Source organism: Citrobacter sp. Cf132 (assembly GCF_030333885.1).
GTDB lineage: Bacteria > Pseudomonadota > Gammaproteobacteria > Enterobacterales > Enterobacteriaceae > Citrobacter > Citrobacter freundii.
The window spans coordinates 657706-669930 of record NZ_JAOWFA010000071.1 but is presented as its reverse complement, the minus strand read 5'-3'; the positions used below and the strand labels follow the sequence as shown (position 1 = coordinate 669930).

Genomic DNA, 12225 nt, shown 5'->3' with positions numbered 1-12225 from the left:
ATTTCAGAAATTCCGCACAGGCCACAGACGTGTATGAGGAAATGTGCGAGGATGCGTTTTCATGTTGTATATCCACCGGAGCCGTTATGAACCTGCCTGTTAAAATCCGCCGAGACTGGCACTATTATGCCTTCGCTATTGGGCTTATCTTTATTCTCAACGGCGTGGTGGGCTTACTCGGTTTTGAAGCGCAGGGGTGGCAAACCTATGCGGTGGGGCTGGTGACCTGGGTGATTAGCTTTTGGCTGGCCGGATTAATCATCCGTCGCCGCGTTGAAGATGATGAAGTAAAGGATGCCCAATAGCTATATCAGGCATCCTGGCGGGTTTACATACTGGTTTTCAGCGCGCTATCCGCAGCATGGCGTTCCAGCGCCAGTTCGATCAGGCGAGTGATCAAATCGGTATAGCCTAAACCGCTCGCCTGCCACAGCTTCGGATACATACTGATGTTGGTAAAGCCTGGCAGCGTGTTGATCTCATTGATCACAACGTCGTTTTCAGCAGTTAAGAAAACGTCCACGCGCGCCATGCCGGCACAGCCCAGTGTCTGGTAGGCCTGAATGGCGATTTCGCGGATCTTGTCGTTAATCTCTGGTGCAATTGCTGCCGGAACGACAACTGTGGCACCGTTATCGTCAATGTATTTAGTGTCGTAAGCGTAAAAATCGCTGTTCAGCACAATCTCTCCACAAGTACTGGCCTGCGGATGATCGTTGCCCAGTACAGCACATTCGATCTCGCGGCCTTTGATCCCTTGCTCCACCACGACTTTATGATCGAATTCAAATGCCAGCGCGACGGCCTGATCGTATTGGGCTTCGCTGGTTACTTTGCTGACGCCAACGGACGATCCCTGGTTGGCCGGTTTTACAAACAACGGCAGACCCAGGCGGGATTCCACTTCGCTAAAGCTGATGTTGTTGCGATTGGCGCGAGTGAGCGTAATAAATGGCGCGATGTTTAATCCGGCATCACGCAGCAGACGTTTGGTCACGTCTTTATCCATACAGGCCGCAGAACCCAGCACATCAGAACCTACGAACGGTAGGTTTGCCACGCGCAGCATGCCCTGCAGAGAGCCATCTTCACCCAGAGTGCCATGTACGATCGGGAAAATAACATCGACCGTCGGCAGCGGTTGACCGTTTTGTGCATCGATCAACTGGTGCGCTTGTTTACCCGGTACCTGCGCCAGGCTGGTGTCAGAAGGTCGCAATGCAATATGCGCCGGGTCGTCTGAATTGAGCAGATAATTACTGGCATCGCTGACGTGCCATTGCCCTTGTTTATCAATACCTAACAGCACAACGTCAAAGCGAGTCTTGTCGATGGCATCGACAATATTTTTTGCCGATTGCAATGACACTTCATGTTCCGCTGATTTACCACCAAATACGATTCCTACCCGCAACTTTGCCATCTTAAAAACCCATTCCATGAATGCAAAGCACATACATTACCACGACAAAACGCAGGTTTCCTCGGCTTCTGGCAGATTGTTTTGGCTGACGACAGGGGAATAGAACACAACAAACAAGCGGCCCGCACGCGAAGCATAATCCCCTGCTTATATTATGGGTTTGATGTGAGCTGTATCACAAATATGATGAGCGGGAAGATAAAATACTAAACTGTGATTTATCGCACCAGTGGACCCTTATTCAGCTAAGTAATTTGTTAAGCTGCTCGCAGTTTTCAGCTACTTATCGTTATGAGTCCTTATGGAATCCTGGAGAGTTAACCTTATTTCCGTTTGGTTCGGGTGCTTTTTTACCGGACTGGCGATTAGCCAAATCTTGCCTTTTTTACCACTCTATATCTCCCAACTGGGCGTGACCTCGCATGAAGCGCTCTCAATGTGGTCCGGATTAACGTTCAGCGTCACCTTCCTGATTTCAGCTATTGTCTCTCCAATGTGGGGCAGTTTAGCCGACCGCAAAGGACGCAAGCTAATGCTGCTGCGGGCCTCACTGGGTATGGCCATTGCGATTTTGCTACAGGCATTTGCTACTAACGTCTGGCAGCTTTTTCTGCTGCGCGGGGTGATGGGGTTAACCTCCGGTTATATTCCTAATGCGATGGCGCTGGTCGCGTCACAGGTTCCGCGTGAACGCAGCGGCTGGGCGCTGAGTACGCTGTCGACGGCGCAAATCAGCGGTGTCATTGGTGGACCGTTAATGGGGGGCTTTATTGCCGATCACGTTGGCTTACGGGCGGTATTCTGTATTACCGCCGCTTTGCTGGTGGTGAGTTTTCTGGTCACACTGTTTTTGATCAAAGAGGGCGTTCGTCCGACGATTAAAAAAAGTGAACGTCTGAGTGGGAAGGCCGTATTTGCCTCGCTTTCACATCCGGCGCTGGTGATCAGCCTGTTTTTTACCACCATGGTGATTCAACTGTGTAACGGTTCAATTGGGCCAATTCTGGCGCTGTTTATTAAATCAATGGTCCCAGATAGTTCGAATATTGCCTTTCTCAGCGGGCTGATAGCCTCTGTACCGGGCATTTCTGCTCTGATTTCCGCGCCTCGACTTGGTAAATTAGGCGACCGTATTGGTACTGAGCGGATTTTAATGGCGACGTTAATCTTCGCGGTGGTGCTGTTTTTCGCTATGTCGTGGGTCACCACGCCGTTGCAGTTGGGAGTTCTCCGTTTTCTGCTTGGCTTTGCCGACGGTGCGATGTTGCCGGCGGTGCAGACGCTGTTAGTGAAATACTCCAGCGACCAGATAACCGGGCGCATCTTTGGTTATAACCAGTCATTTATGTATCTCGGCAACGTCGCCGGGCCATTAATGGGGGCGACGGTTTCGGCAATGGCGGGGTTCCGTTGGGTGTTCATTGCTACAGCAAGCATTGTGCTTATCAATATCTGGCAATTGGCTATTGCGTTGCGACGTCGGCGCGGGGGGCGTTGAGTTCCTGATTAACAACGCTGCCTGTCAGCGTTGTTAATCCATAATTGTGTATTATATATTTGTGTGATTATTAATTTTCTTACCTTTTTATATTGAATCATTCTGCGTCAAGACGCATTTAGCCTTATTTTGTGTTGTGATTGTTTTCGCAAATCGTTTTATTACTTATAAAAATACAACTTTCATCCTCTAGGCAGTCGTGAGCCTTAATGATAACGTGACCCATATTTTGTTAAGGGAATAGGCAAATGAAAAACCTCGTCACTGAGTTGTTACTTAAACTCGCGCAAAAAGAAGAAGAGTCGCAAGATCTGGCGGTACAGGTCGAAACGTTAGAGCGGGTAATCATCGAAATGCTGCGCAATATGGCGTGGAACGATCGGCAAATATTTATTCGTCAAATTGAGGGGGCGCTGGCTGATGTAAACCGCATGCCCGCGTTTCTGACGAACATACATAACGCTTGCGAGATCGTACCAAAAGCGTTTTGAACCATCTGTGGCGTGGCACCCACAAATTATCATAAAAGTGTCACATCAAATACTTATAGTCGCTTTGTTTTAATTTTACCGTATTTATACATGGAGAATATAAAGTGAAACAAAGCGCACTCGCTATTGCCCTGTTACCTTTGCTGTTTACCCCGGTTATTAATGCAGAAACATCTACTGTAGCGGTTTTGGATAATCGTGCCGCTCAAGGTGATATCTCCACGCCGGGTGGCGCTCGCCGATTGTCTGCCGACCAAACTGTGGCTCTGCGCGAATCCCTGAACGACAAACCGGCCAAAAATATTATTTTACTGATTGGCGATGGGATGGGTGATTCCGAAATAACGGCAGCGCGAAATTATGCTGAAGGCGCGGGCGGCTTTTTTAAAGGTATTGATGCTTTACCGTTGACCGGACAATACACCCATTATGCGTTGGATAAGAAAACCGGCAAGCCCGATTATGTGACAGATTCTGCAGCATCGGCGACGGCGTGGACGACTGGTGTTAAAACTTACAATGGTGCTCTGGGCGTTGATATTCATGAGAAAGATCACGCTACTATTCTGGAAATGGCCAAAGCGGCGGGTCTGGCGACAGGCAACGTTTCCACGGCTGAATTGCAGGATGCCACGCCGGCCGCGCTGGTTGCCCATGTCACTTCGCGTAAATGCTATGGCCCGAGCGTGACGGCTGAAAAATGCCCGACGAACGCGCTGGAAAAAGGCGGTAAAGGGTCGATTACCGAACAATTATTGAATGCCCGTGCGGATGTTACGTTAGGTGGCGGGGCAAAGACTTTTACTGAAACCGCTACGGCAGGTGAGTGGCAGGGTAAAACGCTGCGTGAACAAGCACAGGCCCGTGGTTACCAGATGGTGAGTGATACCGCGACGCTGGCGGCGATTACCGAAGCGAATCAGGATAAACCGCTGTTGGGTCTGTTCTCTGACGGTAATATGCCAGTGCGTTGGGAAGGCCCGAAAGCGTCTTATCACGGAAATCTGGATAAGCCGGTAGTGACCTGCACGCCAAATCCAAAACGTAACGACAGCGTGCCGACTCTGGCACAGATGACGGATAAAGCGATTGAGCTGTTAAGCAAAAATGAGAAAGGCTTCTTCCTGCAAGTGGAAGGCGCGTCAATCGACAAACAAGATCACGCCGCTAACCCGTGTGGACAAATTGGTGAAACTGTCGATCTGGATGAAGCGGTGCAGCGTGCGCTTGCTTTTGCGAAGAAAGATGGCAACACCCTGGTCGTGGTAACCGCTGATCACGCGCATGCCAGCCAGATAGTCGCACCGGATACTAAAGCACCCGGTTTAACGCAAGCGCTGAACACCAAAGATGGCGCGGTGATGGTCATTAGCTATGGCAACTCTGAAGAAGAGTCCCAGGAGCACACCGGCAGCCAACTGCGTATTGCAGCCTATGGCCCTCATGCGGCGAATGTGGTTGGCCTGACCGATCAAACCGACCTGTTCTACACCATGAAAGCGGCGTTAGGACTGAAATAACCCGACGCCCGGCGGCAATACTTTTGCCGTCGGGTGGTATTTTTATCGTTAGCAGCCAAACTTACCTGTGTGTCGTCGTTCAGAAAAGGATGGAGCTATGAAAATTACATTATTAATGACGTTGCTTTTTGGTCTTATTTTTTTAACTACCGTCGGTGCTGCCGAGAAGACATTAACCCCGCAACAACAACGTATGACCACCTGCAATCAGCAGGCAACGGCGCAGACCTTAAAAGGAGATGCGCGTAAGACGTATATGAGTGATTGCCTGAAAAACAGTAAATCTGGGCCTGAGGAAAAGAGTCTGACGCCGCAGCAGCAGAAAATGCGTGAATGCAACGTCAAGGCGACGGAGCAGTCTCTGAAAGGCGATGATCGTAATAAGTTTATGAGTGCTTGCCTGAAAAAATCTGCTTAGCACTTCCGGGTGAGCAGATAAAATCGCTCACCCGAAATATCATACTTCCGCCGCCAGACCCCTTCCTATAATTTGGGAAATTTGTTTCAGAATATTCCCAAATACGATGAATGATGAAAATTTTTATCAAAAGAAGGTCGTCTCAAATGAAGCATTTATATTGCTTCATCAAAATGACCACCAACGTTCCGGTCTGCGATTTGCCCGACGAATCAGGCTGCCGCGAGCAGTGGGATTGGGGGGAATGTTTTTCCCTATCGCGTCGGTATTAGTTTCTCAGCCAATAACCGGAGGCTGGTGGCTTTTGCTGGTGGGATGGGCATTTGTCTGGCCACATCTGGCATGGCAATTGGCAAGTAAAGCTGTCGATCCACTGCATAGCGAATATACCAACTTAAAAGCCGATGCCATCCTCGCCGGGATGTGGATGGGGATTATGGGGATAAACTTGCTGCCATCCACGGCGCTGTTGATGATTATCTGTATCAACCTGATGGGCGCAGGAGGTATGCGAGTCTTCATCGCAGGCGCCGTGTTGATGGTGGTTTCCTGCCTGGTGACGTTACAGTTAACGGATATCCCCGTGGCTTTTAGCAGTACGCAGCTGAGCGTGCTGCTGTCACTGCCAGTGTTAGTGGTTTACCCGTTGCTGTTTGCCTGGGTGAGTTATAAGACGCTCATCCGGCTGGCAGAACATAAACGTCGCTTACAGGTTATGAGTACGCGAGATGGGATGACCGGTGTGTATAACCGACGTCATTGGGAACTGTTGCTGCGTAATGAGTTTGATAATTGCCGCCGCCATCAGCGTGATGCCACGCTCCTTATCATCGATATCGACCATTTTAAGAGTATCAATGATACCTGGGGCCATGATGTAGGGGATCAGGCCATTGTTGCACTGACCCGCCAGTTACAGATGACCTTACGCGGTAGCGATGTGATTGGGCGTTTTGGCGGTGATGAGTTTGCGGTAATCATGTGTGGCACGTCGGCGAGCAGCGCGATTGCAGCGATGTCTCGTGTTCACGAACGGCTTACCCAACTGCGTTTATCTTGCGCGCCGCAGGTTGACCTGCGCATTAGCGTGGGCGTTGCGCCGCTGACATCTGAAACTGAACACTATAGAGAATGGTTAAAATCAGCAGATATGGCGCTCTATAAAGCAAAGAATTCCGGACGTAACCGCACTGAAGCGGCGGCATGACGTCCGGCGGTGTTAACTCAGGAGCGGCTGAGTTTTTCCGATTGCTCCATGCACTTAATCATCGCTTCAATTACTGATGAACGGAAACCGCGTTCTTCCAGGACGCGTACCGCCTCAATGGTGGTTCCACCTGGCGAGCACACCATATCCTTTAATTCGCCAGGATGTTTTCCCGTTTCCAGTACCATCTTCGCCGAACCCATTACCGCTTGTGCCGCAAATTTATAAGCCTGCGCGCGGGGCATTCCCCCCTGAACGGCGGCATCTGCCATTGCTTCGATAAACATAAATACATAGGCCGGTGCTGAACCGCTGACACCAACGACCGGATGAATCATTGCCTCCGCAATGACTTCAGCTTCGCCAAAGCAGCGGAAGATATTCAGCACGTCAGCCGTATCTTCCGGCGTGACTAAGGCGTTTGGCGTGACGGAGGTCATTCCGGCGTTCACCAGCGACGGCGTGTTTGGCATTGCGCGAATGATTTTACGGTCGTGACCCAGCGCGCGGGCAAGCTGATCGAGGGTGACGCCTGCGGCAATTGAGACGACCAGGGAGTCTTTGTTCAGGCTGGAGGTAATTTCGCTCAGCACCTTAATCATAATGCCTGGCTTTACGGCCCCAAAAACAATATCAGCGATCTGCGCGACTTCTTGTGCAGACTGCGCCGCATTAATGCCGTACTGGTCGTGTAGCGCGGCGACCTTATCGGGGGAAGGGGTATAGACCCAGATTTGTCCGGGGAGAACCTGACCGCTGGCGATCATGCCGCCAAGAATGGCTTTGCCCATATTACCGCAGCCGATAAAACCAATTTTCTTGTCCATCTTGTCACTCCCTATGGATGATATTCATTGTTTTATACCCTAATTAGTTTAAGTAACTTGAATTATTTAGGGTAAATCTGGGAAAGCTAAGCTTAGCGCGGAATGAATATGTTCAGAAGGAGAAACAGCACTTTGCCTGAAAGTAAAAGCACGCGACAATGTGCGGCAGCACACCAGTGAGGAGAAGTTATGACAATTTGGGTAGATGCCGATGCGTGTCCGAATGTGATTAAAGACATTTTGTACCGCGCTTCTGAGCGCATGCAAATGCCGCTTGTTTTGGTGGCCAACCAAAGCCTGCGCGTCCCGCCTTCGCGTTTCATCAGCACATTACGTGTGCCTGCGGGCTTTGACGTGGCTGATAACGAGATTGTGCGTCAGTGTAGCGCCGGCGATTTAGTGATAACGGCAGATATTCCGCTGGCGGCTGAAGTGATTGAAAAAGGTGCGGCGGCGCTTAACCCGCGTGGCGAACGTTATACCGAAGCCACGATCCGCGAGCGTCTGATGATGCGTGATTTTATGGATACGCTACGCGCCAGCGGTATTCAGACCGGGGGGCCGGACAGCCTTTCGTCCCGCGACAGACAGCATTTTGCGGCTGAACTGGATAAGTGGTGGCTGGAAGTTCAGCGTAGAAAATAGTATGTGTAATTTATTGTTTACACTTTATTCATTGTGAATTCTTGTTATAGTAGGGGTTAACTCATCTCGCCATTCTTTCTGTAATTTTTTCTTTACGATTTTGGCGATGTACTAGTTTGATGATATGATTATATTTTTAACCGCATCAGATCCCGCTTGTTGGCGGCTCTCTGGGGAAATTCTGTGATGACGCAACCTCTTTTTCTTGTTGGCCCCCGGGGGTGTGGTAAGACGACAACCGGTATGGCGCTGGCAAAGGCTATTGATTTCCAGTTCGTTGATACCGATCGCTGGTTGCAATCGCACGTGCAAATGACCGTGGCGGAAATCGTCGAAAGAGAAGGGTGGGAAGGGTTTCGTGCCCAGGAAACGACCGCTCTGCAGGCTGTCACAGCACCAGCAACGGTTGTTGCGACTGGCGGCGGTATCATTCTTACCGAATTTAACCGCCACTACATGCGCAGCCACGGCGTGGTTATCTATTTAAGCGCACCGGTATCGGTACTGGTTGATCGTCTGGAGGCGACGCCTGAAGAAGGATTACGACCGACCTTAACCGGCAAGCCGTTGACTGAAGAAGTGCAGGAAGTGCTCGCCCAGCGAGATGTTTTGTATCGCGAAGCCGCGCACTATATCGTTGATGCCACTAATGCGCCTGCGCAGGTGGTGGAAGACATTCTTGGGATACTGGCGCAGGCAGCGCCACGGTTGCAGGGCGGTGTCTATACTTAATGTTCATCCAGTGAAAAGGAAGAACTATGCCGACACAACCACCTTACCCACGTCAAGCGACCATTGTTACGGTTGAAAAAGGGACGCCAGGCCAGACGGTAACCTGGTATCAACTTCGTGCCGATCACCCTAAACCGAATTCGTTGATCAGTGAGCATCCTTCGGCTCAGGAAGCGATGGATGCTAAAAAACGCTACGAAGACTCCGATAAAACCTGATATGAAGACCGCCCTGGCACGAGTCTTAAAAGTGCCAGTCCGGGCGTGCATCACATTTTTTTAAATTTCGCTGTATACAGTAAAAATTGAAAATTAAACAATAACAATCCAGTACTGGAATGATCTGGAATCTTTACACAATACACCGCCGATCTACTGCTACGCTTTTGAGCATTTGTAGCACAGGTTAGCGTCCGGCACGTGTCCGGGATTTCACGGCAAAGTAAGAAAACGGTGGAGCAACAAATGAGTACGTCGTTGGCTATCCTCACGATTGGCGTTGTGCCGATGTGTGAGGTGTTACCGCTCCTGACGGAATATATTGATGAACAGCACATTACTCACCACAGTCTGCTGGGGCAGATGCAGCGAGAAGATGTGATGGCTGAGTACGGAGCTTCACCCGGTGATGAGCTGTTATTAACGCTGCTTAGCGACCATCAGCTTGCACATGTCTCGCGCCTGAAGGTAGAACGCTCGCTACAAAGTATCGTGGAGGTGCTGGATAATCAGGGCTTTGACGTGATCCTGCTGATGAGTACCGCTTCAATCACCCGTCTGACCGCCCGCAATAGCATCTTGTTGGAACCCATACGCATTATTCCCCCGTTAGTGGCTTCGATTGTCGAAGGGCATCAGGTTGGGGTCATAGTACCTGTTGCTGAATTGCTCAAAGCCCAGACACAAAAGTGGCAGGTGTTACAAACGCCGCCAGTGTATGCCGTAGCGAATCCAGTAGAAGGTTCTGAACAACAGCTGATTGATGCCGGGAAATATCTCCTTGAGCAAGGCGCTGATGTTCTCATGCTGGACTGCCTGGGTTTTCATCAACGCCATCGTGATTTACTGCAAAAGTCGCTGGATGTCCCGGTTTTGCTGTCCAATGTGTTGATTGCCCGACTAGCTTCGGAATTGCTGGCGTAATTTTGCGTGACAGGTGGAACGTCAGCCCCCTATATTGGTTCCTAACTTAATCACGAGATAGGGCCAGTTGTATGCTTCAAAGTAATGAATACTTTTCCGGCAAAGTAAAATCGATCGGTTTTACCAGCAGCAGTACTGGCCGCGCCAGTGTAGGCGTGATGGCTGAAGGTGAATATACCTTTGGTACTGCGGCGCCTGAAGAGATGACGGTGGTTAGTGGCGCACTGAACGTGCTGCTGCCGGGGGAAACCGAGTGGAAAGTATATGCCGCAGGAGACGTGTTTAACGTACCGGGCAACAGTGAGTTTCATCTGCAGGTAGCAGAGCCAACATCCTATCTTTGCCGCTATTTGTAAGCGTAAAAATGACGAATGGCGATATTGTGTCGCCATTCGCTAAACAGGGCTAACGTTGCGCTTCGCCGCCTAATCCTTCCACCAGACTTTTAATCAGCGCCGCCAGTTCACCTGTCATCAGAATGAAATCGGCATCAAAACGCTGAGCATAATCTTCACGGTCGATATCTTCGTTCTGATCGCGCAGCTCGTCGCTGAACTTCAGACGCTTAATGGAGCCGTCGTCACACATAACGAACTGAATACGCTGCTGCCAGTCGAGGGCCAACTTGGTGACCAGTTTGCCCGCCTCGATATGCACGGCGATTTCGTCGCAGACCAGATCCTGCTTTTTCGCGCGGATCACACCGCCGTCTTCAAGGATCGCTTTCAGTTCAGCTTCATCCAGTAACTGGAATCCTTGTGCTGTTGTGCCGGAGCGAACCCATTCGGTCAGCGTCAGCTCAATAGGGTTTTCCATCGTCAGCGGAACGACCGGCAGCGAGCCGAGGCTTTTACGCAGCAGCGCCAGCGTATCTTCCGCTTTTTTCGCGCTTGCACAGTCGACCATGATCAGATCGTTGACGGTGTCGATCCACATCATTGTCTGGCTGAAGCGGCTAAAGGCGCGCGGCAGCAATGAGTGCAGAACTTCATCTTTCAGTGAGTCTTTTTCGGTCTTCTTGAGTTTGCGACCTTGCTCAGCTTCCAGTTTGAATATTTTGGCTTCCAGCGCCTGTTTGATAACCGGCGACGGCAGAATTTTTTCTTCTTTGCGGGCGCAGATAATAATTTGGCCATTGGCGGTATGCGTTAATGCATCGCTGTGCGATCCCATCGGCGGAACCCAGCCCATTTTTGCCATATCCTGGCTACCGCAAGGGGTGAACGTCATTGATGCCAGCTGTTTTTCCATCTCTTCGGCACGCAAAGAAACATCGCGGCTAAGACGGTAAACCATTAAATTTTTGAACCACAGCATGATAATTTCCACGGCCTTGTCGTTAAATCCAGCGGGCATGATAGCGAATTGTCGCTATGCTTGCATTGTTAATCGGGAAGAGGAGCAAACAGTGCGTATAGGTATCGATTTGGGCGGTACGAAAACGGAAGTTATTGCGCTTGGCGATGCGGGCGAACAGCTTTTTCGCCATCGCCTGCCCACGCCGCGTGATGATTATCGGCAAACGATAGAAACCATCGCCATGCTGGTGGAGATGGCGGAAAACGCCACCGGGCAGACGGGAACCGTTGGAATGGGCATTCCCGGTTCAATCTCGCCCTACACCGGGGTGGTAAAGAATGCCAACTCGACCTGGCTTAACGGGCAACCTTTTGACAAAGACCTGAGTGCGCGTCTGAATCGCGAAGTGCGGTTGGCAAATGATGCCAACTGTCTGGCGGTTTCTGAAGCGGTGGATGGTGCGGCGGCGGGGGCGCAAACCGTGTTTGCGGTGATTATAGGCACCGGATGTGGCGCAGGCGTGGCGCTGAATGGTCGGGCACACACCGGCGGTAACGGTACCGCAGGGGAGTGGGGGCATAATCCGCTGCCGTGGATGGACGAAGATGAGCTGCGTTATCGGCAGGAAGTCCCTTGTTATTGCGGCAAGCAAGGCTGCATTGAAACCTTCATTTCCGGGACCGGTTTTGCCACCGACTACCAGCGCCTGAGCGGTAAGCCGCTCAAAGGCAGTGAAATTATCAGCCTTGTTAATGCGCAGGATACTCTTGCGGAGCAAGCGTTGAGCCGCTATGAGCTTCGTCTGGCGAAATCACTGGCACATGTGGTGAATATTCTCGATCCGGACGTCATTGTGCTGGGTGGCGGAATGAGCAATGTCGATCGACTGTATCAAAACGTTCCGACGTTGATGCAGCAATTTGTTTTTGGTGGCGAGTGTGAAACGCCTCTACGCCAGGCGTTGCACGGTGACTCCAGCGGCGTGCGCGGCGCGGCCTGGCTGTGGCCGCACGTATAAACGGT

At 50.8% G+C, this 12225-nt stretch carries 15 protein-coding genes; 12 read left to right on the top strand and 3 right to left on the bottom strand.

Going from position 1 to position 12225, the window contains the following annotated elements:
* Positions 1 to 86 precede the first annotated feature (86 nt).
* Entirely contained in the window at positions 87 to 305 is a 219-nt protein-coding gene (locus OGV85_RS23750) for a DUF2754 domain-containing protein (RefSeq protein WP_003021440.1), read from the top strand.
* Between the two features lie 23 nt (positions 306 to 328).
* Here OGV85_RS23750 and ddlA read toward each other — a convergent pair whose 3' ends face one another.
* Positions 329 to 1423, bottom strand: a complete 1095-nt coding sequence (gene ddlA / locus OGV85_RS23745; RefSeq protein ID WP_061548198.1) for a D-alanine--D-alanine ligase — start codon at positions 1421 to 1423, stop codon at positions 329 to 331.
* 301 nt (positions 1424 to 1724) lie between these two features.
* Between ddlA and OGV85_RS23740 the strand changes: the two genes are divergently transcribed.
* The 5 genes from OGV85_RS23740 to adrA all read left to right on the top strand — a co-directional run bounded on the left by OGV85_RS23740 (position 1725) and on the right by adrA (position 6557).
* On the top strand, positions 1725 to 2921 hold the full coding sequence (locus tag OGV85_RS23740) for a multidrug efflux MFS transporter (RefSeq protein WP_003021445.1): 1197 nt from the start codon (positions 1725 to 1727) through the stop codon (positions 2919 to 2921).
* A gap of 248 nt (positions 2922 to 3169) precedes the next feature.
* Complete coding sequence (locus tag OGV85_RS23735) at positions 3170 to 3412, top strand: sigma-S stabilization anti-adapter protein IraP (protein ID WP_003021448.1); 243 nt, start codon at positions 3170 to 3172, stop codon at positions 3410 to 3412.
* Between the two features lie 104 nt (positions 3413 to 3516).
* On the top strand, positions 3517 to 4932 hold the full coding sequence (gene phoA / locus OGV85_RS23730) for an alkaline phosphatase (RefSeq protein ID WP_061547917.1): 1416 nt from the start codon (positions 3517 to 3519) through the stop codon (positions 4930 to 4932).
* Between the two features lie 97 nt (positions 4933 to 5029).
* Positions 5030 to 5350, top strand: coding sequence for a phosphate starvation-inducible protein PsiF (psiF, locus tag OGV85_RS23725; RefSeq protein WP_003021454.1), 321 nt, complete (start codon positions 5030 to 5032; stop codon positions 5348 to 5350).
* Between the two features lie 91 nt (positions 5351 to 5441).
* Positions 5442 to 6557 carry a diguanylate cyclase AdrA gene (adrA, locus tag OGV85_RS23720; RefSeq protein ID WP_086538773.1) on the top strand — a complete coding sequence of 372 codons (1116 nt, stop codon included), beginning with the start codon at positions 5442 to 5444 and terminating at the stop codon, positions 6555 to 6557.
* Between the two features lie 17 nt (positions 6558 to 6574).
* Here adrA and proC read toward each other — a convergent pair whose 3' ends face one another.
* Complete coding sequence (proC, locus tag OGV85_RS23715; RefSeq protein ID WP_003021462.1) at positions 6575 to 7384, bottom strand: pyrroline-5-carboxylate reductase; 810 nt, start codon at positions 7382 to 7384, stop codon at positions 6575 to 6577.
* 189 nt (positions 7385 to 7573) lie between these two features.
* Here proC and OGV85_RS23710 point away from each other — a divergent pair, with 189 nt between their 5' ends.
* The 5 genes from OGV85_RS23710 (at position 7574) to ppnP (ending at position 10259) form a co-directional block, all read left to right on the top strand.
* Positions 7574 to 8029 carry a YaiI/YqxD family protein gene (locus OGV85_RS23710; RefSeq protein ID WP_003021467.1) on the top strand — a complete coding sequence of 152 codons (456 nt, stop codon included), beginning with the start codon at positions 7574 to 7576 and terminating at the stop codon, positions 8027 to 8029.
* A gap of 186 nt (positions 8030 to 8215) precedes the next feature.
* On the top strand, positions 8216 to 8761 hold the full coding sequence (gene aroL / locus OGV85_RS23705) for a shikimate kinase AroL (RefSeq protein WP_003836009.1): 546 nt from the start codon (positions 8216 to 8218) through the stop codon (positions 8759 to 8761).
* A gap of 26 nt (positions 8762 to 8787) precedes the next feature.
* The gene (yaiA, locus tag OGV85_RS23700) at positions 8788 to 8979 is read left to right on the top strand and encodes a protein YaiA (protein WP_061547918.1); all 192 of its coding nucleotides are present in this window, start codon (positions 8788 to 8790) and stop codon (positions 8977 to 8979) included.
* 246 nt (positions 8980 to 9225) lie between these two features.
* Positions 9226 to 9903: an AroM family protein gene (locus OGV85_RS23695; protein ID WP_003021474.1), complete on the top strand. Its 678-nt coding sequence runs from the start codon at positions 9226 to 9228 to the stop codon at positions 9901 to 9903.
* A gap of 71 nt (positions 9904 to 9974) precedes the next feature.
* Positions 9975 to 10259, top strand: a complete 285-nt coding sequence (gene ppnP / locus OGV85_RS23690; protein ID WP_003021477.1) for a pyrimidine/purine nucleoside phosphorylase — start codon at positions 9975 to 9977, stop codon at positions 10257 to 10259.
* 49 nt (positions 10260 to 10308) lie between these two features.
* On the opposite strand, the gene rdgC is transcribed toward ppnP, so the two are convergent.
* Complete coding sequence (rdgC, locus tag OGV85_RS23685; RefSeq protein WP_003021479.1) at positions 10309 to 11220, bottom strand: recombination-associated protein RdgC; 912 nt, start codon at positions 11218 to 11220, stop codon at positions 10309 to 10311.
* Positions 11221 to 11311: 91 nt separating this feature from the next.
* Here rdgC and mak point away from each other — a divergent pair, with 91 nt between their 5' ends.
* The gene (gene mak, locus OGV85_RS23680; protein ID WP_044712870.1) at positions 11312 to 12220 is read left to right on the top strand and encodes a fructokinase; all 909 of its coding nucleotides are present in this window, start codon (positions 11312 to 11314) and stop codon (positions 12218 to 12220) included.
* Positions 12221 to 12225: the final 5 nt, after the last annotated feature.

Excerpts from the sequence above, each read along its gene's own strand:
- OGV85_RS23750 (WP_003021440.1), top strand. The coding sequence starts at position 87 with ATGAACCTGCCTGTTAAAATCCGCCGAGACTGGCACTATTATGCCTTC.
- ddlA (WP_061548198.1), bottom strand. The coding sequence starts at position 1,423 with ATGGCAAAGTTGCGGGTAGGAATCGTATTTGGTGGTAAATCAGCGGAA.
- OGV85_RS23740 (WP_003021445.1), top strand. The coding sequence starts at position 1,725 with ATGGAATCCTGGAGAGTTAACCTTATTTCCGTTTGGTTCGGGTGCTTT.
- OGV85_RS23735 (WP_003021448.1), top strand. The coding sequence starts at position 3,170 with ATGAAAAACCTCGTCACTGAGTTGTTACTTAAACTCGCGCAAAAAGAA.
- psiF (WP_003021454.1), top strand. The coding sequence starts at position 5,030 with ATGAAAATTACATTATTAATGACGTTGCTTTTTGGTCTTATTTTTTTA.
- proC (WP_003021462.1), bottom strand. The coding sequence starts at position 7,384 with ATGGACAAGAAAATTGGTTTTATCGGCTGCGGTAATATGGGCAAAGCC.
- OGV85_RS23710 (WP_003021467.1), top strand. The coding sequence starts at position 7,574 with ATGACAATTTGGGTAGATGCCGATGCGTGTCCGAATGTGATTAAAGAC.
- aroL (WP_003836009.1), top strand. The coding sequence starts at position 8,216 with ATGACGCAACCTCTTTTTCTTGTTGGCCCCCGGGGGTGTGGTAAGACG.
- yaiA (WP_061547918.1), top strand. The coding sequence starts at position 8,788 with ATGCCGACACAACCACCTTACCCACGTCAAGCGACCATTGTTACGGTT.
- OGV85_RS23695 (WP_003021474.1), top strand. The coding sequence starts at position 9,226 with ATGAGTACGTCGTTGGCTATCCTCACGATTGGCGTTGTGCCGATGTGT.
- ppnP (WP_003021477.1), top strand. The coding sequence starts at position 9,975 with ATGCTTCAAAGTAATGAATACTTTTCCGGCAAAGTAAAATCGATCGGT.
- rdgC (WP_003021479.1), bottom strand. The coding sequence starts at position 11,220 with ATGCTGTGGTTCAAAAATTTAATGGTTTACCGTCTTAGCCGCGATGTT.